The organism is Gemmobacter aquatilis (genome assembly GCF_900110025.1).
Lineage (GTDB): Bacteria > Pseudomonadota > Alphaproteobacteria > Rhodobacterales > Rhodobacteraceae > Gemmobacter > Gemmobacter aquatilis.
In genome coordinates this window covers 14,718-33,333 of the sequence record NZ_FOCE01000018.1, presented here as the reverse complement: position 1 = coordinate 33,333, position 18,616 = coordinate 14,718, and the positions used below count along the sequence as shown (strand labels likewise).

The 18,616-nt window shown below is 61.7% G+C and carries 22 protein-coding genes and 1 tRNA gene; 8 read left to right on the top strand and 15 right to left on the bottom strand.

The annotated features are described in order from the left end of the window. Positions 1-83: 83 nt before the first annotated feature. Positions 84-491, top strand: coding sequence for a hypothetical protein (locus BMX43_RS18530; RefSeq protein ID WP_091303637.1), 408 nt, complete (start codon positions 84-86; stop codon positions 489-491). Positions 492-663: 172 nt separating this feature from the next. On the opposite strand, the gene BMX43_RS19580 is transcribed toward BMX43_RS18530, so the two are convergent. Further along, a complete protein-coding gene (locus tag BMX43_RS19580; protein WP_139201627.1) occupies positions 664-852 on the bottom strand; it encodes a hypothetical protein in 189 nt (62 codons plus the stop codon). Between the two features lie 160 nt (positions 853-1,012). Between BMX43_RS19580 and BMX43_RS18525 the strand changes: the two genes are divergently transcribed. Then, positions 1,013-1,336, top strand: coding sequence for a phage holin family protein (locus BMX43_RS18525; RefSeq protein WP_091303641.1), 324 nt, complete (start codon positions 1,013-1,015; stop codon positions 1,334-1,336). Between the two features lie 26 nt (positions 1,337-1,362). Here BMX43_RS18525 and BMX43_RS18520 read toward each other — a convergent pair whose 3' ends face one another. Both BMX43_RS18520 and BMX43_RS18515 read right to left on the bottom strand, forming a co-directional pair. Then, the gene (locus tag BMX43_RS18520; RefSeq protein ID WP_091303636.1) at positions 1,363-1,767 is read right to left on the bottom strand and encodes a type II toxin-antitoxin system HicB family antitoxin; all 405 of its coding nucleotides are present in this window, start codon (positions 1,765-1,767) and stop codon (positions 1,363-1,365) included. Positions 1,768-1,819: 52 nt separating this feature from the next. Beyond that, entirely contained in the window at positions 1,820-2,008 is a 189-nt protein-coding gene (locus tag BMX43_RS18515) for a type II toxin-antitoxin system HicA family toxin (protein ID WP_091303635.1), read from the bottom strand. A 191-nt stretch (positions 2,009-2,199) separates the two neighbouring features. Between BMX43_RS18515 and BMX43_RS18510 the strand changes: the two genes are divergently transcribed. Both BMX43_RS18510 and BMX43_RS19935 read left to right on the top strand, forming a co-directional pair. Then, complete coding sequence (locus tag BMX43_RS18510) at positions 2,200-2,745, top strand: N-acetylmuramoyl-L-alanine amidase (protein WP_175482189.1); 546 nt, start codon at positions 2,200-2,202, stop codon at positions 2,743-2,745. 3 nt (positions 2,746-2,748) lie between these two features. After that, positions 2,749-2,925 carry a Pam3-gp28 family putative phage holin gene (locus BMX43_RS19935; RefSeq protein ID WP_175482188.1) on the top strand — a complete coding sequence of 59 codons (177 nt, stop codon included), beginning with the start codon at positions 2,749-2,751 and terminating at the stop codon, positions 2,923-2,925. Between the two features lie 1,205 nt (positions 2,926-4,130). On the opposite strand, the gene BMX43_RS18505 is transcribed toward BMX43_RS19935, so the two are convergent. Next, positions 4,131-5,585 carry a calcium-binding protein gene (locus BMX43_RS18505; protein ID WP_091303633.1) on the bottom strand — a complete coding sequence of 485 codons (1,455 nt, stop codon included), beginning with the start codon at positions 5,583-5,585 and terminating at the stop codon, positions 4,131-4,133. 203 nt (positions 5,586-5,788) lie between these two features. Here BMX43_RS18505 and BMX43_RS18500 point away from each other — a divergent pair, with 203 nt between their 5' ends. Next, the gene (locus tag BMX43_RS18500; RefSeq protein WP_091303632.1) at positions 5,789-6,352 is read left to right on the top strand and encodes a hypothetical protein; all 564 of its coding nucleotides are present in this window, start codon (positions 5,789-5,791) and stop codon (positions 6,350-6,352) included. A 308-nt stretch (positions 6,353-6,660) separates the two neighbouring features. Here BMX43_RS18500 and BMX43_RS18495 read toward each other — a convergent pair. The 10 genes from BMX43_RS18495 to BMX43_RS18450 form a co-directional block, all read right to left on the bottom strand. Then, positions 6,661-6,734, bottom strand: a tRNA-Gly gene (locus tag BMX43_RS18495). A 142-nt stretch (positions 6,735-6,876) separates the two neighbouring features. Then, entirely contained in the window at positions 6,877-7,422 is a 546-nt protein-coding gene (locus BMX43_RS18490) for a fasciclin domain-containing protein (protein ID WP_091303631.1), read from the bottom strand. A 111-nt stretch (positions 7,423-7,533) separates the two neighbouring features. After that, complete coding sequence (locus tag BMX43_RS18485; protein ID WP_091303630.1) at positions 7,534-8,163, bottom strand: anti-sigma factor; 630 nt, start codon at positions 8,161-8,163, stop codon at positions 7,534-7,536. Further along, positions 8,160-8,711, bottom strand: coding sequence for a sigma-70 family RNA polymerase sigma factor (locus tag BMX43_RS18480; protein WP_091303629.1), 552 nt, complete (start codon positions 8,709-8,711; stop codon positions 8,160-8,162). Before BMX43_RS18480 ends, BMX43_RS18485 begins: the two co-directional genes overlap by 4 nt. Before the next feature lie 30 nt (positions 8,712-8,741). Further along, entirely contained in the window at positions 8,742-10,778 is a 2,037-nt protein-coding gene (locus BMX43_RS18475) for an ASKHA domain-containing protein (RefSeq protein WP_091303628.1), read from the bottom strand. Beyond that, positions 10,775-11,185, bottom strand: a complete 411-nt coding sequence (locus BMX43_RS18470; RefSeq protein ID WP_175482187.1) for a cupin domain-containing protein — start codon at positions 11,183-11,185, stop codon at positions 10,775-10,777. The genes BMX43_RS18475 and BMX43_RS18470 overlap by 4 nt, the downstream gene beginning before the upstream one ends. A 209-nt stretch (positions 11,186-11,394) precedes the next feature. Further along, positions 11,395-11,622 carry an N-(5'-phosphoribosyl)anthranilate isomerase gene (locus tag BMX43_RS18465; protein WP_091303626.1) on the bottom strand — a complete coding sequence of 76 codons (228 nt, stop codon included), beginning with the start codon at positions 11,620-11,622 and terminating at the stop codon, positions 11,395-11,397. A 38-nt stretch (positions 11,623-11,660) separates the two neighbouring features. Beyond that, positions 11,661-12,641 carry a methyltetrahydrofolate cobalamin methyltransferase gene (locus tag BMX43_RS18460; RefSeq protein WP_091303640.1) on the bottom strand — a complete coding sequence of 327 codons (981 nt, stop codon included), beginning with the start codon at positions 12,639-12,641 and terminating at the stop codon, positions 11,661-11,663. A 10-nt stretch (positions 12,642-12,651) separates the two neighbouring features. Then, the gene (locus tag BMX43_RS18455) at positions 12,652-13,569 is read right to left on the bottom strand and encodes a methylenetetrahydrofolate reductase (RefSeq protein ID WP_091303625.1); all 918 of its coding nucleotides are present in this window, start codon (positions 13,567-13,569) and stop codon (positions 12,652-12,654) included. Between the two features lie 36 nt (positions 13,570-13,605). Next, entirely contained in the window at positions 13,606-13,908 is a 303-nt protein-coding gene (locus BMX43_RS18450) for a virulence factor (protein ID WP_091303624.1), read from the bottom strand. A gap of 280 nt (positions 13,909-14,188) precedes the next feature. Between BMX43_RS18450 and BMX43_RS18445 the strand changes: the two genes are divergently transcribed. Then, entirely contained in the window at positions 14,189-15,328 is a 1,140-nt protein-coding gene (locus BMX43_RS18445) for a Ppx/GppA phosphatase family protein (protein ID WP_091303623.1), read from the top strand. Continuing rightward, complete coding sequence (locus tag BMX43_RS18440; RefSeq protein ID WP_091303622.1) at positions 15,325-16,071, top strand: RlmE family RNA methyltransferase; 747 nt, start codon at positions 15,325-15,327, stop codon at positions 16,069-16,071. The genes BMX43_RS18445 and BMX43_RS18440 overlap by 4 nt, the downstream gene beginning before the upstream one ends. 45 nt (positions 16,072-16,116) lie before the next feature. Here BMX43_RS18440 and mepK read toward each other — a convergent pair whose 3' ends face one another. Next, positions 16,117-16,686: a peptidoglycan L,D-endopeptidase MepK gene (gene mepK / locus BMX43_RS18435; protein ID WP_091303621.1), complete on the bottom strand. Its 570-nt coding sequence runs from the start codon at positions 16,684-16,686 to the stop codon at positions 16,117-16,119. 351 nt (positions 16,687-17,037) lie between these two features. Between mepK and BMX43_RS18430 the strand changes: the two genes are divergently transcribed. After that, positions 17,038-18,606: a L,D-transpeptidase family protein gene (locus BMX43_RS18430; protein WP_245749537.1), complete on the top strand. Its 1,569-nt coding sequence runs from the start codon at positions 17,038-17,040 to the stop codon at positions 18,604-18,606. Positions 18,607-18,616 lie beyond the last annotated feature (10 nt).

Sequence of the window (18,616 nt, the reverse complement as noted above, 5' to 3'; positions counted from 1 at the left end):
GAGGTGGTGATCCATCCCGCCCCGATCCATGTCACCGAAGACGGCCCGGTGGCCCTGCCCAGCTATACCCCGGAGGTGGTCGCATGATCGACTGGACCCTGATGAAATCCCCCGAAACCCGCGCGACCGAGGCGCTGGCCGAGGCCAAGGCGCAAGCCCGCACCGAGATCACCGCCCGGATCAGCGCCGCCCGCGCCACCATGATCACCACGCTGCCCGGCCAGCAGATGATCTACATGGCCAAGGAAGCCGAGGCCGCCCGCTACATCGCCGACCCCGCGCCCGACCCCGCCACCTATCCGCTGCTCGCCGCCGAGATCGGCATCACCGCCCCCGACGCCTGGCAACTGGCGCAGATCTGGCTGGGCATGGCAGATCTGTGGCGCCAGGCCGCCGCCCAGCTCGAGGCGCTGCGGCTGGGCACGGCCGCGGCGGTGGAAGCGGCGGACACGGTGGGGGAGGTGGACGCGGCGATGGAGCGCCTGCTGTGAAGAATGAAGGGATCGTGCCGTTTATTCTCGCTGTCCTCATCGCCTGCGGTGGCGTGGCGGCCTCCATCGGCCTCGCAAAGCTCGGCGAGCCGCAGTCTGTCTGGCTGTGGTGTGACATGGTTGGTCTGTGCGCGCGGTAGAGGGGCGAAAATTTAGTCCGCCGGTATGTGCTTCAAGGGCGGCCAGGCAGTTTTGTGAGCTGCACTGATTGGCGGCGGAACAGGCTGATAGGGAATTTCTCGGGTGCCTTTTTGGCACCCGAACTTGTCTCATGCTGCGGCAGGGGGCCGACCTCGGGCCAAAGTGCCATGAAGTCATCCACAAAATCAGCGATGGGCGGGTGTGAGAGGCGCAGGTTCATTGGCTTGTCTCCGAATCCTCAATTCAATCTGGGGGCGAGTGGTTAACAAATGGTTAACATCTGGCCTGAGTGTCCAATGTGCCGCGTGTTCTCAGATGGTGGCAAAACGAACTGACAAATCCGCCTGCATTGCGCGGGCTTTTTCTTGCGTGGAAACATGATGGATACACCACCCACGTCTGGCCTGATTGACGCGCTGCGGGCGCTGTGGGGCGCGGCTGCGACCACACTTCTTGCGGCAGTGCTCGGCAGGCTGGTTTATCACAGCGGCGAAGCACGTGCCGGGCGGCGGCCATGGATCGGCTGGCACCTGATCTGGGAGGTGCCGACCGCTGTTGCCATGGCGCTGGTGGCCGAGTCTCTGGCGCAATATCTCGGCCTGTCACCGCAGGTTACAACGGGGGTGGTGGCCGTGCTGTCATACCTCGGCCCGCGCGGCGCGCGGGACATCGTTGAAAGCACAATCGGCAAGGCCAAGCGCTGACCGGGCGGAAGTCGGTGGCGCTGCGTTTATCGGCTCGCCGTCCCGACCAGTTCGCGCCGCGCTGCAGATGCCAGAAACGAGGATCGCGTCATCTTCCGCGCCTTGGCGGTTTCATCAATGGCGCGCAGCAACGCGCGCTCCATCGAGACGTTGACCCGCTCCATCGCGGTATCTGCCGGGATATAGGGCACAGGCATCAGGACTGCGCCAGATGCCAAAGCCTCGGCCACATCCGGGCGGTGGCGGATTGCTTCGAGCGAGGCGGGAACCACGTCCGGCATATCCTCGAACCACAGGTCGATGGCTTCGGTGGCGGCGGCAGGGATGCCATCCCAGCTGTCGGCGGCGGCAAAGCAGCCGGGCAGATCGGGAAAGGTCAGGCCGTAGGCGCTGCCCCCGTCCTGGTGAATGATGGCGGTGAAGTAACGCATGGTGTTCCTTTCTGCGCCTGTGGTTGTTGTGAAGGGGCGATGGTGGGCGGGGCTAGATCAGCCCCGCCTGTTCATAGATGCTCCTCACGGTTCCGAGCGGCAGGTCTTTCTTCGGGTGCGGCAGGATCACGGTTCGATCCCCTTTCCGAAGTTTGAGGTGTGATCCGCGCTTGGACACTTCCTCGAACCCTGCGTCTTTCAGAACCTTCAAGAGCTTTCGGGAGTTTGTCTCAAGCTCCATCGCCCCTCCTTTGTGGGTAAATATATACACATGTCTGGCCGGGCCGTCAAGCTGACCGTGCATATAAGTGTGTATTCAGGGATTCTCAGGCCGCGAATGGCCTGATGTCCTACTGAACCAAGGCGCTCCCGCTCGGGGCGCCTTTCTGCATCCGCCCCGCCTCGTGCGGGGCTTTTTTCATGGAGAGAAAGATGACCAAGATCGCCTTGGTGATCGGGCACAACGTCCGGTCGCAGGGGGCTGTCCGGGTGACAGACCAGCGCACCGAATACGACTGGTGCGCCGACCTGGCTGCCGCCATCCGCGACAGCGGGCCGGGTATTTACGAGATATTCCGCCGCCCGGCAGGTCGCCCCTACAGCGCCGAGATCCGCGAGACCTATTCGGCTCTGAGCGCCAAGGGGGCGCTGGCATCGGTGGAGCTGCACTTCAACGGCGGCCCGGCGAATGCCACCGGCACCGAAACGCTGACCAGCGGGTCCGTCGGGTCGCGCCGTCTGGCGGGGCTGATCCAGCCCGCCATGGTGCAGGCGCTCGGCCTGCGAGATCGCGGCATCATTGCGCGCAGCAAAAATGACCGTGGCGGCCTCAGTCTGCACGCCGGGCGACCGCCTGCCGTGCTGCTGGAGCCGTATTTCGGCAGCAATCCCGGCGACTGTGACGCAGCCACCCGCAATTTCTCGGCCCTCGCACGGGCCATCCATGGGGCCTGTCTGGCCTATCTGAAAGGACTCTGATCCATGCAAACCGAAGTCGCCCGTATTGCGCGCCACGTTCTGCCGCCCGCGCTGGCTTATGCCGTCGCAAAGGGCTGGATTCCCGCTGATTTGCAGCAACCCCTCATTGAGGCCGCGCTGGCTGTCGGTGCGGTACTGGCTGCGCTCTGGGCAAGCCGCCAGCGTGACAAGGCGCGCTGACTGCCCTGCGCAATCGGGCGGCTGGCCGAGCTGGCCCGCACCCAGGCTTGGGTATCTGCTGAGCGCGGTGAAAAATCCCCCGGTCTGATCAGCCGGGGGGTAATCATCATCCTTAAGGATTTATTAACTGTTTCGACATATGTGGATAAATGTTCAATTTATGGAGTATAGGTTATCGAAAATCCGCTAATTTTATGTGCACTGAATGCAGCAATTTTGGCAGAGAGCCGTGGGGATACCCAGGCATCCAGAGAGTGCATCAGTCGTGTTGTAGACTTGGTCGTCCGGTGTACTGCCGCTACGAGTCAACACGACAGAGCTGACGGGAACGCTCAAACCGACTTGGCTTCGGTGTCGCGCCATACTTACTCAATGTTAACTGGCCATTAACTCGCCTCGGCATAACGTGATTCTGCAATCTAAGGTGGAGGTGGTGCAGAATGCCCGAAGACGAACTGTTAATTTCATTCTCAATTGCTGCCTGTGCGGAACGCGCATCTTGTGAAGCTGAACGTTCGCATCTGCTTTCGGTCTTGATCAATAACATGTGCCGTCGGAACGTCTCCATCGACTTCGATGCAGTGCGTGGAAACCAAGACCATAGGCCGTCTATGTAGATTTTGGATTTCCTACCCCTTGGATAATATTCAACAGGATTTGTGTGCATAGACCCGTAGCAGGCGGAGTACAACTCGCAAACTTGTGCAAACCTCTGGAGATGACAGAAGTGGGTTGGATTGCATTGTTGTTTAGTGTCGGGGTCAGTGCAACGAGTGTACCCTTGGAGATATCGAATTGCCGCATCAGGGAGGATTTGTGCGTCGGCGATAGGGTTGGCATCGAGTGTGATATGACAAACACCGGAGTCGTACCGCTTGCTGCAGTTCGCTTCAGATCTGTCACAACTGCAGAACCAAAAAACGCATACAGCCTTCCAGGGGTAGCCGGGTCCAAGAACTATGAGGAACTCAACCCGGCACTATGGCCGGGAAAAGCCCAAAGCCATGTCATGGTATTCAAAGGACCAGGAGAAGAATTTCTCATGGAAACGTTGAGTATCAGATTAGATCAACTCGAAGCACTCGATTACTATAGAGACGTCGTAAAGGGATCTCAAACCTACCGATATGTGATACCAAATGCTGATTAGAGAGCAGGAGCGTGCCACGTCTTTTTCGCAGCATGGCACGCGAGGGCAGGTGCGTCTAAAACAAGAAGTTATCTTCCGTGATGATCTGATGCCAGCTTGCATCGGTCTCGATGATCAGTCGTTCACCCGTCGACTTGAGCATAATGATGTAGACATCATCACCATGAAAATCTGTCGCCCAAGCTCTGATATCATCAATCACAATTGGTGTGCTCCGGCCTGCAAAAGATATCCTGTCTTCACCAATCGTAAAGTCACGGATGATGTCCAGTTGATCCAGTTTGTCCTCGGTGGATCCATCGAGCTTAAGCCAAACTGCAAGATCTCCTTTGTGGAAGACGAACGTGTCTGCACCTGTGCCGCCGAGCACTGTGTCTGTTCCGGCACCTCCGCGTACGGTGTCAGTGCCGTCTCCCCCGTAGAGGGCATCGTTGCCCAACTCTCCGTCACAGTGATCGTTGCCAGCACCCCCGTACAAAATGTCGTTGCCACTTCCAGCCAAAATGTTGTCCGAGCCAGTACCGCCCAGAAGCTTGTCTTGGTCCGGGCCGCCGAGAATACGGTCATTGCCTCCGCCGCCAGAGACATTGTCGTTCTCACCGCCACCATACAGAATGTCGTTGCCCCCGTTGCCGCTCACAACGTCATTATCGACACCTCCGGCGAGCTGGTCAGCACCTGCATCGCCAAACACGGAATCTCGCCCCTGACCCGCGTTGACCGTGTCGTTTCCGGCCATCCCATGAATCACGCTGCTTGTCGTGTAGGCGGAAATATAATCGTCCATGTCGGTGCCGTGAATTTGCGCATCGTCCGACAAGATTTCGTGTCCACTGTGCCCGCCCTGCATGGAGGGCATGGACTCGATCAGGTTGCCGTGATGCATCCCTGCAATCGGAACGAAGTTGAATGGGTTTTCATAACCCACGTTGGGGCGCATCAGGATATCGTCGGGCAGGGCGGGAAAGTGCGGTTCATCCAATCCGGGCCCGATGATCCTGGCGCCCTCCAGCCCGATGATGGCTTGCCCTGCGACCAGCCATTGCTGTCCCTGAAACTCGATTACCTTCATCGATTTCGGCAGGTTGAACAGGTTGATGATATTTCCATCGATTTTCAGCACATCGACGCCATATTGAAAGTCATCAATCCTGCTGAGCAAAGTCTCGGCCAGCTTTTCCGATTCATTGAAGTTAAAGATGTCGCGGCCCTCTCCTCCATAGACGTGGAAGCCCTGGGGTCCCCACGTGGCGCGATTTTCGAGGCTCATCTCAATCAGGTCATCGCCGCTGCCACCATAGATGTGGTATTGACCATAGTTGCGCTTGGTGGCTTCGATTTTGTCATCGCCGTTAAAGCCAACCAACATCCCACCCGAACCGACCGCAACGATGTGATCGCTCCCGCTATTCCCGATCAAAGTATCGTGACCGCCGCCACCGTAAATTGTGTTATTGCCAGAGTCACCTCTGATGCTCTCTGTTTGCGTTGTTCCATTAATGACGGCCATCTGGTTCACCCCAAGAAACAGTTATGTTCTGATGGTCCGCCAAATCGAGAAACGAAAAGTTAACTCGTGAAGCGATTCTCCGTAAACTTGAAGATTCTAGACTTTTCATGGTATCGAGTACAATTTCAGAAATTTTTAATCAATTTATGGCATCACAGATCTATCAGACTTGATCACCTCCAGCGTCTTCGAAGGGAGAAATAATGGCTGCGAACATCATCGAAATGTTCCTGAACTATCTTGAGGTTGAGGCGCAATGCGAAGCCGTCGTTGAGAGGCAGGAAGTGCTCTCGCGCTCACTCGGCCGGAATCCCGCGCCCGCTCATGCAAACGATGACCTTCACCGCGACTTGTCAGATCTGACATTCGACCAGTTCCGCGAGTACTGTGAGCAGATTGTGAAAGTCGTACCTGGGCGTTTACCCGGGTCGATCCGCTCGGCGCTTCTGTCTGTTGAGCCTCAGGTCATGACCGAACTCAAAGAGCTTGACCTCAAGGTCGAGGCCTGCCGGATACGCATGGCCATGGTAGAGCACGCCATTCTGGAAGCTTCTCCGGTTTCCATGGCAGAGGCACTCGCAAAGCTGCGCTTCATCTCCGGGATCATGCTGGATGGTGCGGAAATGGAGCCCCTTTATTTTGCTCATGCCCTTGAGGAGTGCACCTTCCTCATTGCGCGGCATCTACCCGCATCCCTGCCCACTGCGATCAGCAAATGGCAGCTTGGCGCGACCCCCAACAACTCGCCGGATTACGTTGTCCATTGAAAAAGTTGCGCGCCGCAGGGGCTGCGGTTGCTCACGGGGGAGATGAACAACCAGTCATCTGAGCCGGTTCCCATGACTGGTCCGCGCCGTGCACCGGCTTGGACCAGCATTCGTGTGGCGGGAAGCCCCTGGTTTGATCAGCCGGGGGCGAATCTAGAACATCCTTCGGGGATTTCTTCGGGACTCTTTGGGATTCTATGGCAGAAATCGTCCAGTGTTGTCCAAATGTTCTGAATTATGATGCGCAGAAATTGCTCTTACGGTCCGGAAATTCCCGTGCAATATCAATTTATTATGCATGATTTTGCTGGAGCGGGTGAAGGGAATCGAACCCTCGTCATCAGCTTGGGAAGCTGCGGCTCTACCATTGAGCTACACCCGCGTGAGGCCTGAGGTAAGCGAGGCGCGGCGGGTCGTCAAGAGGGAAGATCGCGCGAAAAGACAAGAGCCGCACCCATGGGATGCGGCTCTGCCGGAAGCGGGGCAAGTGGGGGCTTGGGCCCCGCCGTCGGAACGCGTGACGCTTACATGGCGGGCAACAGCACCGTGTCGATGACGTGGATCACGCCGTTCGATTGCTTCACGTCGGCGATGGTGACGGTGGCGACATTGCCCTGACCGTCCTTGATCTGGATCTTGTCGCCGTCCATCATCGCGGTAAATTCGCAGCCGCCCACGGTTTTCACCGGGTGCATCCCGGCATCATCGGCGATCATCTTGCCGATGGCATCCGACATCGCATTGGCGGCCACGACGTGGCAGGTCAGGATCTTGGTCAGCTGATCCTTGTTTTCCGGCTTCAGCAGGGTGTCCACGGTGCCGGCGGGCAGCTTGGCGAAGGCTTCATTGGTCGGGGCGAAGACGGTGAAGGGACCGGCGCCCGACAGGGTTTCCACCAGACCGGCGGCCTGCACCGCCGCGACCAGCGTGGTGTGATCGGCCGAGTTCACGGCATTTTCGACGATGTTTTTCGTCTCGTACATCGGGGCACCGCCGACCATCGGATTTTCCGCAAACGCGGCGACGGTGGACAGGGCGAGAATGGCAGTGGCCATGCGCATGGTCTTCATCGGTAACTCCCTTGTAGCAAGGCGGGCCATCCCCGCCTGAACACCAGAAGTTACGGAGGTCGCGGCGGCGAAGTTTCAGCACTCACGCCGCCGTGATCCAAGTTTACCGCGTCACAGCGAAATTTCTGCCGTGGCGACGATCGGCCCGGTCGGCACGCCCTCCGGCGCGCCGCCCAGCGGTTCAACCGAAACGGCCAGCACCCAGCCGGGCGGCGGTGCGGGATAGGTGAGTGTCAGGCCCTCGGGTTCGATCAAGCCAAGCGCCACCGGGGCAGCACCGGGCGCGATGACCCAAAGCTCGTAACTGCGATCTACCGCTGCCGGAGCCCCGGCCACCTGTTGCGCGATCAGGCGCTGCCCATCATGGTGCACATCAAAGCGCAGCGCCGAGTTTTCGGCGCCCAGCGTGGCAATCACCGGCGGCACGGCAGGCGGCAGCAGCGCCAGCGTGGCGATGCCCAAGGCCGCAGCCGTGGCCACCCCGCCAAGCCAGGCAAACCAGCGCCTGCGCGGGCGCGCCGCCACCGGGAACAGTCGCGCCTCGATGCGGGGCAGCAGATCGGGGGCGGGCGCTTCGGCATAGGCATCATTCAGCTCGGCCAGCCGGTTTTCCCAATCGGAAACCAGCGCCTGCAAGGCGGGTTCGGCCTTTAGCCGGGTCTCGAATGCGAGGCGTTCGGCCAAAGGCAGGGTGCCCAGCACATATTCGCCCGCAAGTGCCAGATCGTCATCCGGGGTCATGCCGTGGCCTCCCCGCCCATGCAGTTGCGCAGCGCCAGAAGGCCGCGCCGCAGCCAGGTACGCAGGGTGTTCAGCGGCACGTCATGGCGCTGCGCCAGATCAGTATAGGACAGCCCGTCGAGATAGGCGCCTTTCAGGGCGGCGGCCTTGGCAGGCTCCAGCGTGGCGAAACATTCGACGATGCGCCGCGCCTCGCCTAGGGCAACCAGCCGGTTTTCGGCGCGCGGCGCGGTGTCGGGCAGAATGTCGATGGCATCGCCATCGGCCTCTTCGTCAGGCCGGGCGCGCAACCTGTCGATGGCAAGGTTGCGGGTCACGGCGATGACCCAGGTCATCCCGCGCCCGCGCGCCGGATCGAACCGCGCCGCGCGCAGCCAGATGCGTGTGTAGACCTCCTGCAAGGCATCCTCCGCCTCGGATTTGCGTTTCAACATACGCAGCAACACCCCCATAAGTTTCGCGGAGGTGGCACCATAAAGCGCGCGGAACGCCGCGCGGTCCTGCGCGGCGATGCGGAGCAGCAGATCTGCAATCGGATCCTCGGTCATGGGCAGGACTTAGGGCACGGGTTGCAGAAGTCACCCCTTGCGGCGACGGCGCCCTTCCGATCCGGCCCCGGAGGTGTTGTAGCTGACCTGCGGCAGATCTGCGATCCCTGCCAGATGCGGAAACAGGTCCACCGCATGGGGGATCGCATTGGCATTGACGAAATGCTCCTGAAAGCGCGGCTCGATGGCGGTTTCGACCTTGTGGATGTTGTGAACCGTCGCCTCGATGGCATCGCGGGCGGCGCGGTTGCACAGCGCGATGCGCGCGCCGGTGCCCGCGGCATTGCCCGCGCTGGTGACATTTTCCAGCGGCGCATCGGGGATCATGCCCAGCACCATGGCGTGTTTCGGGCTGATATGGGCGCCAAAGGCCCCGGCAAGGGTGATCCGCTCCACCTTGTCGATCCCCATCGTATCCATCAGCAGCCGCGCCCCGGCGTAAAGCGCCGATTTCGCCAACTGGATGGCGCGGATGTCGGTCTGGGTGACAAAGATCACCGGCCCGCCCTCGGCAGCGCCGTCATGCAGCAGATAGCTGTTGGTGCGGCCTTCGGCCCGGCAGCGCGGCGTGCCCACCTGATCGGCGCTGCCGATCAGGCCAGAGCCATCGACGATTGCCGCCATGCGCATCTCGGCCACCGCCTCGATGATGCCCGAGCCGCAGATGCCGGTGATGCCGCTGGCCTCGGTCGCCTTGGCGAAGCCCGGATCGTCGGACCACAGATCACAGCCGATCACCTTGAAACGCGGCTCCTTGGTGACAGCGTCGATCTCCACCCGTTCGATGGCGCCGGGGGCGGCACGCTGGCCGGAACTGATCTGCGCGCCTTCAAAGGCCGGGCCGGTAGGGCTGGAACAGGCCAGAACGCGGGTCTTGTTGCCCAGCAGAATCTCGGCATTGGTGCCGACATCGACGATCAGCACCATGTCTTCGGATTGGTCGGGCGCCTCGCTCAGCGCCACGGCGGCGGCATCGGCGCCGACATGGCCCGCGATGCAGGGCAGCACATAGACCTGCGCCGCGCGGCTGACATGGGTCAGATCCAGATCGCGGGCGGGCAGGGACAGGCTGCCCGAGGTGGCCAGCGCGAAGGGGGCCTGACCCAGCTCCACCGGGTCGATGCCCAGCAGCAGGTGGTGCATCACCGGGTTGCAGACGAAGACCAGTTCGAAAATATCGGCTTCGGCGACATGGGCTTCGGCGGCAATGGTGGCGGCCAGCGCATTGATCGCCTCGCGTACCGTGCGCGTCATCTCCACATCGCCGCCGGGGTTCATCATCGCATAGCTGACGCGCGACATCAGATCCTCGCCAAAGCGGATCTGAGGGTTCATCAGGCCAGAGGAGGCGAGAACCGCGCCGTCGCGCAGATCGCACAGATGCGCCGCGATGGTGGTGGACCCAAGGTCGATGGCCAGCCCGTAGATCCCGCCCTCATGGAAGCCCGGCCAGATTTCAAGGATGCGGTGGCGGGCATCGTGGTTGCCCTTGTGCAGCGCCACGGTGATCTTCCACGCCCCCTTGCGCAGCACCGGCTGCAACCGGCGCAGAAGCGCCAGATCGGCCTCCACCGCGTCTACCTGCCATTGCTCGCGCAGCGCCTGCACCACCCGTTCGAAATCGCCCGAGGGTTCTTCCATGTCCGGCTCGGCAACTTCGATGTACAAAAGCCGGGTGGCCGGATCCATCACGATGTCGCGCTGGGTCGCCGATTTGCGGATGACCTGCTTGTGCACCTGACTTTCGGGCGGCACGTCGATCACCACATCGCCCATCACCTGGGCCTGACAGCCCAGCCGCCGCCCATCCAGCATGCCGCGCTTGGACTTGTAGCGCTCCTCGACGGCATTCCATTCCGTCAGCGCCTCGTCATCGACATGGATGCCGAATTTGGGAAATTCGCCGTAGCCGGGCGAGATCTGGCATTTGGAACAGATGCCCCGCCCGCCACAAACGCTGTCGAGATCGACGCCGAGTTGCCGGGCGGCGGTCAGCACCGGGGTGCCAAGCGGGAAACGTCCGCGTTTGCCCGAGGGAGTAAAGATCACCAGCGCGTCTTCTGTCATGTCTGCCTCTTGTCCGGGCCCGGTTGAACGGGTTCGAAGTGATAGTCGATGTCGTCAAAAGAGTTGCGGGCGAAGGTGTAGAACCAGCGCAACGGCTCTTGCGTTTCGGGCACGCCATGAATGGCATTGCCCGGGATGTAAAGGGCGATGCCAGGGGCGAGGCGGTGCGGGATGCCGTCGATCATCACTGTGCCTTCGCCCTCCAGCCCGAAATAGATTTCAGGCTCGGCATGGTGATGCAGGGCGAAGTGCTCGCCCTGTCGCATCAGCGCCACACCGCAGACAAGGCTTTCGCTGGGGGTCAGCCCGGCGGAGATCAGCGTCTTCCACCGGAGCGTGCCTCTGGCCGGATCATCCCATGTGTCTTCGGGACGATCTGCCATATTTACCGATACCGGGCGTGTCATCCCTGTCCCCATTCTGGCCGCCTGAGCATTTCTAGGCTGCGGCAGGCGGGCTGCAATGCCTGTTCGCGGCAGATTGCGCCCCGGTTGCGTCCTTGTGGGTTACAAGATCGATTCTTCTGCGAAGAATCAAACCGGCGATCTTTCTGCGAAAGATCTTTTGGCGAGTTTTCGCAGAAAACGCGAGAACACTGATTTTCGCAGGAAATCAGTCAGAACACGATCTGGATCGGGCGTGGGTCGCAGACGATCACGAACTGGTCGCCCGCCATGATCAGATGGAAGCCGCGGCGGCGCACCTCGTAAAGAAAGCGGTCCCGCCCGATTTCCCGATCGACCCAGCCGATGCTGCGGCGGATCACACCGCCTTGCGCCGATTTCGCGGCAAAGATCAGGTCGATCCAGGGCTGGGGGGCGGTGGTGCGGGAGATCTGCGTCATGGGAGGACCGTAGCCCTCCCATAGTTAAAAAACGGTTATCAGCCGCGCGAGCGGCGCCCACCGCGGCGGCCCGACGTAGCCGAGGATTGCGCAGCACTTGCTTCGGCAAAGCTCGCCCCGGCCTCCACCGCCTCGATCACCTTGGAGAAGCGGATCCATTCGCCGCCATTGGCATCGTGGTTCATCAGCATGTTGGCGGCACGGATCGCCTCCATTTCCACCTGACGCACCGGGTTCATGATGGCCGAGGTCATGCCTGCGCCGATCGCCATCGGCAGGAAGGCTGCGTTGATGCCATGGCGCTGCGGCAGGCCGAACGAGATGTTCGAGGCGCCACAGGTGGTATTCACGCCCAGTTCATCCCGCAGGCGGCGCACCAGCGCGAACACCTGCTGCCCGGCGCTGGACATGGCGCCCACCGGCATGACCAGCGGGTCCACCACGATGTCATGCGCCGGGATGCCGAAATCGGCGGCGCGCTGCACGATCTTTTTCGCCACCGCAAAGCGCACATCCGGGTCGGGCGAGATGCCGGTGTCGTCGTTGGAAATCGCCACCACCGGCACGTTGTATTTTTTCACCAGCGGCAGCACCAGCTCCAGACGCTCTTCCTCGCCGGTGACCGAGTTCAGCAGCGGACGCCCCTCACAGGCGGCAAGGCCCGCTTCCAGCGCAGCAGGCACCGAGCTGTCGATGCAGAGCGGCACATCGACCACGCCTTGAATCGCTTCGATCAGCGCGCGCATCAGCGGCGGTTCGACGAAGTTGTTGTCGGCATAGCGCGGGTCTTCGGCCATCTTGTTGGTGAAGACGGCGCCCGAGTTCACATCCAGCACATTCGCCCCGCAGGCGACCTGTTCCAGCGCGTCTTTCAGCACGGTTTCAAAATTGCCCATCTCCAGCTCGGCCGCCAGCTTCTTGCGGCCGGTCGGGTTGATGCGTTCGCCGATCACGCAGAAGGGTTCGTCAAAGCCGATGATGACGGTCTTGGTTTTCGATTCGATTACGGTCCGGGTCATGGTCTGATCCTTATGCCTGATGGGACGGAACGCCCGCGGCGCCGCCATGGTCGGTGGCCCAGGTGGCATTGGTCTTGATGCCGCCGAGGGGGAAGAAGTGAACGGATTCGATGCCAAAATCCGGGTTCTGTGCCTTGTGCGCGGCCAAAGCCGAGACGAACTCGGTCGGCTCGTAGGGCACCAGCAGCTTGGTCACATCCATCGCCCGCTTTTGCAGCACGCGCAGCGAGGCGCCGACACCGCAGGAAATGGCGAATTTGATCAGCGTCTGCAGCTTGGCCGGGCCTGCCACCCCGATATGCACCGGAAGCTTCACCTCGGCGGCGTTCAGCGCATTGACCCAGGCGATCACTGGCTCTGCCTCGAAACAGAACTGGGTGGCGATGGCCATTTTTGCGTCTGTCCGTTCGGAAAACGCCTGTTTCCACTTCAGCGCCTGCATCACGATCCGGTCAGAGCCGTCCTTGTCGATGTCGCGGTTGCCCTCGGGGTGGCCTGCCACATGCAGCCGCTTGAACCCGTCGAACAGCCCGGTTTCGATCAACTGCATCGAACTGTCGAATTCACCCGCCGGGGTGTTGACGCCGCCGCCCAGCAGCAGCGCCTGATCGACGCCAGCCTCGCCTTTGTAGCGGGCAAGCCAGTCGGCCAGCGTGGCGCGATCCGGGATGATGCGGGCCGGGAAATGCGGCATCACCGGAAAGCCTTCAAGAGCCAGGCGCTTGGCGGTTGCCACCATCTCGGCAATCGGCGTGCCCTCGATATGGGCGATGTAGACGCGGGTGCCCTTGGGCAGCAGCGCGCGGAAATCCTCGACCTTTTCGGCGGTGCGGGGCATCACCTCGATGGAATAGCCGCTGAGGAACGCCTCCAGCTCGGCATCCGGCGTGGCGGGCGTGGTGTCGCGGCGGAAGTTGAACAGCGCCATGGGGCGGCTCCTCGGCAATGGGGCAGGGCGCTCCGGTCAGGAGACGGCCCGGCCCTCGGATTCGATCAGCGCTTTCAGGCGCGCGGTGTCATAGGTGGCATCCAGACGGGCGGCCTCGGTCTTTGCGACCTCTTCCGCCTCGCCCTCGACCTCATAGGGGGGGGCCTTGCTCCACTCTGCCAGATAGGCGTCGGCATCCTTGGCCCCCACCTTCATGGCACAGCGGTCGATGGCCTGTTCAAAGCGTTCCGGCAACTGCACCTTCGCGGCGCGGCGGCCCTTGCCCACGATGACCTGGGCCGGAATGTCGCGCCAATAGACGATGGTAACTTCTGGCACCGGCTGATTCCCCCTGTGACGATGGATCCGTTCTATGCGTCGCCCGTGCCCGCCCGGTGTCGGTTTTCGACATTCAGCAGACAGGGAGCGACAGCGCTGTGATGCCGCCCTTCTAGCTGGCCCGCGCCGGGCGCGGGAGGGGGATCTATCGGAAAAAGATACATGTCCTGCATGAGTTTTTCTCATCTTGCAGGCTGTGGCACGGCAGGCCCGGGATCGGCGCTTGCGCGAGGGGGGGAGAGGCACTAGTTTGGGGATAACCACCTATGGAGGGCGCAGCATGACGCCCGAGCGTCCCCGAGGGGAGGACGCGATCCCGCAGATGTTTGCCCCCGTCGGGGCGGGCGCGGTCGAACCGTCTCCCCCTCGCCAAAGCCCGGCGGGTCCGCATCTTTATGCGGCACTTGATCTGGGCACGAACAGTTGCCGGATGCTGATTGCCCAACCGCGGGGCAGTCAGTTTCAGGTCGTGGACAGTTTCTCGAAAACTGTCCAGTTGGGCGTGGGGCTGGAAGCCTCGGGCCGGTTGTCGCGTGCCTCGATGGGGCGCACGATTCAGGCACTGCGCATCTGTCAGAAGAAGATCGAAAAGCACGGTGTCACCCGGATGCGTCTGGTTGCGACCGAGGCCTGCCGCCGCGCCCGCAATGCCCGCGATTTCATGCGGCAGGTGCGGCGCGAGACCGGGCTGGCGCTGGAGATCATCGCGCCGGAAGAAGAAGCGCGACTGGCGGTGATTTCCTGCGCGCCACTGGTGTCGCCACGCACCGAACAGTTGCTGGTTGTCGATATTGGCGGTGGCTCGACCGAACTGGTCTGGATCGACCTGTCGGCAGTGCCGCCCGAAGATCGCCCGCGCGCCATCATGCGGCTGCATGCCGGCTTCACCGCGCATGGCGATTTGCCCGCCGCGCGGGTGGTGGACTGGATCTCCGTGCCGCTGGGCGTCGCGACGCTGAAGGATCAGTTCGGCGATGTCGATGATGATGCAGCGCGCTTTGCGCTGATGAGCTGGTTCTTCGAGGAAAACCTCGCCAGTTTCTCGCCCTATAATGCCGACAACCCGCGCGCGGGGTTCCAGATCATCGGCACCTCCGGCACGGTGACCACGGTTGCGGCCAGCTTTCTGGGGCTGCGCCGCTATGACCGCACCAAGGTGGACGGGCTGCGCATGTCGTCAGACCAGATCGACTCGGTGATCCGCGACTACCTTTCCCTTGGCCCCGAGGGCCGCCGCACCGATCCGCGCATCGGGCGCGACCGGCACGCCCTGATCATGTCGGGCGCGGCGATTCTGCAGGCGTTGATGCGCATCTGGCCGACCGACCGTCTGTCGGTTGCGGATCGCGGTCTGCGCGAGGGGCTGCTATATGCTCAGATGAGCGCCGATGGCGTTCTGGAAGATGGACCTTACGCATGACGACACCGCCCAAGAACACCTCTGGCCGCGGCCAGCGCGAACTGCGCGTGCGGGTGAAGACCGCCAAAGGGCGCAAGCTCTCGTCCACGCTGTGGCTGGAGCGGCAGTTGAACGACCCCTATGTCCAGCGCGCCAAGCGCGAGGGCTTTCGTGGTCGTGCCGCCTACAAGATTCTGGAACTGGACGAACGCTATGGCTTTCTGAAGCCCGGTGCGCGGGTCGTCGATCTGGGCTGCGCGCCGGGCGGCTGGTGCCAGGTGGCGGTGGAGCGGGTGAACGCGCTTGGCCAGAACCCGAAAAAGCCGGTTGGCACTGTGCTGGGCGTGGACCTGCAAGAGGTGGAGCCGATCGCCGGGGCCGAGATCCATCAGCTCGACTTCCTGTCGAACGATGCCGATGCGCTGGTCAAGGGCTGGCTGGGCGGCGAGGCTGATGTGGTGATGAGCGACATGGCTGCCGCCGCCTCGGGGCACAAGGGCACCGATCACCTGCGTATCATCGCTCTGGTCGAGGCGGCGCTGGCCTTTGCCTTTGACGTGCTGGCCGAAGATGGCACCTTTGTCGCCAAGGTTCTGGCGGGCGGGGCGGAAAACGAGATGAATGCCATGTTGAAGCGGAACTTCAAGAAGGTTGCCAATGTCAAACCCCCGGCCAGCCGGTCTGACAGTTCCGAGAAATTCGTGGTGGCGATGGGCTTTCGGGGCCGGGCTGCCGAAACTGGGCAAGAACCGGACGCTGAATGAAAAAGGGCGCCAGCAGGCGCCCTTTGTTTCGCTGGTTTGTAACGATCAGCCGCCCCAGTGGCGCACCGGACCGCAATCCATATGCACGAAATTCGACCCGGAATAGCGGCCAACCCCGCCAGAGGCGCAAGCCTCGGCTGCGCGGGCCATCTGGCCGACCGAGCGCGATTTCAGCCTCAGGTCCGCTGCCTGGCCCACCATGTGCAGAGAATGTTTGGCAACGCCGCCCGATTTGGACCGCAGCATCGCGTTGGTCTGCGGGCTGCGATAGCCCGACAGCAGCATGAAAGGTTCCGACACATCCAGCAGCCGATGTGAAGCGGCCATGATGTCCAGCGTGCGCGGGTCCATCGTCTTGCTCTGGTCCGTGCGCCAGTCGCGCATGAAGTGATTCACCTCGGTGAGCACTTCCTTGATGTATTTGCCTTCGACCCAGTAGATCGTATCCATGCTTTCGCCGGTACGGCCCGAATACATGCGGACGCGGCGCACATCGCCCGCCCCCCGCAACAGCCCGAACGCATTGGAATAGGTCGGCGCTGCAACAACAGCCGTCGCAGCGAACACACCCAGAATGCCACGCCGTGAGATCACGGATTGTGTTGATTTGCTCATCGGAAAGCCTGTCCCTCAGTCTTCTGCCGCATGTGTCTGCGGTTTCTGCCCTTATCCCCAAGTGCATAAACTTTATGGCACAGGACGATTCGTAACAGAAGGGCAAGTTTCGCCGCAGAAGGCCAGTGAAGCGCAGATCGGCGAATAATTGCTGAACGGCGGGATTTTTCGGGAACCGTTCAGCAATTTCCAGCCGCGTTGCATAAATGCGACAAAAATGCCCTTGCAGCGTGGGTTTTCTGCCGCAAGGACGATGAGGTGAATGGACTCGGCGCCCGAAATCCCTGAAATCTTGGAAAAGCTGATTTTCAGAGGTTTCAGATGCCCGCAGCACCCGGATTCCGCCCGAAGATGTCGCCTCTGCTTGCGCTGGTCCTGGCCTCTTTTCTGGTCGCCCCGCCGGTGGAGGCGCAGATCAGCCCGTTCACGCAATCCATTGCCGCCGCCGCCGCGCCGGATAGCGCGATTGCCGCCTATTACGCACAGAACGGCTATGCGCCTCTGTGGACCGCGCCAGATCAGGCCGAACGGCGCAACCTTCTGCTGACCGCCTTGTCCCATGCCGCCGATCACGGATTGCCCGTGCAGCGCTATGATGCGGTGGCGTTGGCCGATGCCTTTCGCGCCGCCCGCACCGAGGGCGACCGGGGGCGGCTGGATGTGCGGATGACCCGCGCCTTCCTCGACTATGCGCAGGATTTGCATTCCGGTGTGCTGACGCCCTCGAAGGTAGATCCGACCATCGTGCGCGAATTGCCGCGTCTGCCTGTGGAGCAGATGTTTGCCGTGCTGGAAAATGGCGACCTCGGGGCCTTTCTCGCCGGGCTGGCGCCGAAAGCCCCCGCCTATGCGCAACTGATGAAGGCGCGCATCGGGCTGGAGCGGCAGATCGCGCAAGGCGGCTGGGGGCCAGTGTTGACGGCGAAACTGAAGCCCGGCGCCAGTGGGGCAGAGGTGGTGGCGCTGCGCGACCGGCTGGTTGCCATGGGGTACCTGCGCCGCTCGGCCACGCGCGATTACGATGGCGAGGTGCAGAAGGCCGTTCAGCAATTCCAGCTTGCCCATGGGCTGGAGGCTGACGGCGTTCTTGATGAAAGCACATTGGCCGAATTGAACGTGGCGCCGCAGGACCGACTCAAGTCCATCCTCGTGGCGATGGAGCGGGAGCGCTGGATCAATATCGACCGTGGGCACCGGCATATCTGGGTGAACCTGACCGATTTCAGCGCCCGTATTATAGACGACGGCAAGGAAACCTTCACCACCCGTTCGGTCGTGGGCAAGAACGCGCCGGAAACCCGCAGCCCGGAATTCTCGGACGAGATGGAATATATCGTGGTGAACCCGAGCTGGTCGGTGCCGCGATCCATCACCACCAAGGAATATCTGCCGCTGCTGAAGAAGAATCCCAACGCAGCGGGGCATCTGAAGATCGTGGACAGCAAGGGCCGGGTGATTGATCGCGGCAAGATCAACTTCGGCAAATACACGGCGGCCAATTTTCCGTTCTCGATGCGCCAGCCGCCCTCGGATGGCAATGCGCTGGGGCTGGTGAAGTTCATGTTCCCCAACAAGTGGAACATCTATCTGCATGATACGCCGTCGAAATCTCTGTTTGCGCGTGAGGTGCGGGCTTTCAGCCATGGGTGTATCCGGCTGGGGGATCCCTTCGATTTCGCCCATGCTCTGCTGGAAGTGCAAAGCGATGATCCGCGTGGCCAGTTCCAGAAGGCGTTGGACAGCGGGCAGGAGCAGGCGATCAAGCTGGATGTGCATGTGCCGGTGCATATCGTCTATTTCACCGCATTCCCCGGTGCCAAGGGCCAGATGAACTATCGTCGCGATGTCTATGGCCGGGATGCGCTGATCTATGACGCCTTGATGGAGGCCGGGGTGGTGCCGGGCGGGCAACAGGGCTAAATCAGGGCAA

Bases quoted from the DNA above. Each gene is read 5' to 3' on its own strand.
- BMX43_RS18530 (WP_091303637.1), top strand. From the start codon at position 84: ATGATCGACTGGACCCTGATGAAATCCCCCGAAACCCGCGCGACCGAG.
- BMX43_RS19580 (WP_139201627.1), bottom strand. From the start codon at position 852: ATGAACCTGCGCCTCTCACACCCGCCCATCGCTGATTTTGTGGATGAC.
- BMX43_RS18525 (WP_091303641.1), top strand. From the start codon at position 1,013: ATGGATACACCACCCACGTCTGGCCTGATTGACGCGCTGCGGGCGCTG.
- BMX43_RS18520 (WP_091303636.1), bottom strand. From the start codon at position 1,767: ATGCGTTACTTCACCGCCATCATTCACCAGGACGGGGGCAGCGCCTAC.
- BMX43_RS18515 (WP_091303635.1), bottom strand. From the start codon at position 2,008: ATGGAGCTTGAGACAAACTCCCGAAAGCTCTTGAAGGTTCTGAAAGAC.
- BMX43_RS18510 (WP_175482189.1), top strand. From the start codon at position 2,200: ATGACCAAGATCGCCTTGGTGATCGGGCACAACGTCCGGTCGCAGGGG.
- BMX43_RS19935 (WP_175482188.1), top strand. From the start codon at position 2,749: ATGCAAACCGAAGTCGCCCGTATTGCGCGCCACGTTCTGCCGCCCGCG.
- BMX43_RS18505 (WP_091303633.1), bottom strand. From the start codon at position 5,585: ATGGCCGTCATTAATGGAACAACGCAAACAGAGAGCATCAGAGGTGAC.
- BMX43_RS18500 (WP_091303632.1), top strand. From the start codon at position 5,789: ATGGCTGCGAACATCATCGAAATGTTCCTGAACTATCTTGAGGTTGAG.
- BMX43_RS18490 (WP_091303631.1), bottom strand. From the start codon at position 7,422: ATGAAGACCATGCGCATGGCCACTGCCATTCTCGCCCTGTCCACCGTC.
- BMX43_RS18485 (WP_091303630.1), bottom strand. From the start codon at position 8,163: ATGACCCCGGATGACGATCTGGCACTTGCGGGCGAATATGTGCTGGGC.
- BMX43_RS18480 (WP_091303629.1), bottom strand. From the start codon at position 8,711: ATGACCGAGGATCCGATTGCAGATCTGCTGCTCCGCATCGCCGCGCAG.
- BMX43_RS18475 (WP_091303628.1), bottom strand. From the start codon at position 10,778: ATGACAGAAGACGCGCTGGTGATCTTTACTCCCTCGGGCAAACGCGGA.
- BMX43_RS18470 (WP_175482187.1), bottom strand. From the start codon at position 11,185: ATGACACGCCCGGTATCGGTAAATATGGCAGATCGTCCCGAAGACACA.
- BMX43_RS18465 (WP_091303626.1), bottom strand. From the start codon at position 11,622: ATGACGCAGATCTCCCGCACCACCGCCCCCCAGCCCTGGATCGACCTG.
- BMX43_RS18460 (WP_091303640.1), bottom strand. From the start codon at position 12,641: ATGACCCGGACCGTAATCGAATCGAAAACCAAGACCGTCATCATCGGC.
- BMX43_RS18455 (WP_091303625.1), bottom strand. From the start codon at position 13,569: ATGGCGCTGTTCAACTTCCGCCGCGACACCACGCCCGCCACGCCGGAT.
- BMX43_RS18445 (WP_091303623.1), top strand. From the start codon at position 14,189: ATGACGCCCGAGCGTCCCCGAGGGGAGGACGCGATCCCGCAGATGTTT.
- BMX43_RS18440 (WP_091303622.1), top strand. From the start codon at position 15,325: ATGACGACACCGCCCAAGAACACCTCTGGCCGCGGCCAGCGCGAACTG.
- mepK (WP_091303621.1), bottom strand. From the start codon at position 16,686: ATGAGCAAATCAACACAATCCGTGATCTCACGGCGTGGCATTCTGGGT.
- BMX43_RS18430 (WP_245749537.1), top strand. From the start codon at position 17,038: ATGTCGCCTCTGCTTGCGCTGGTCCTGGCCTCTTTTCTGGTCGCCCCG.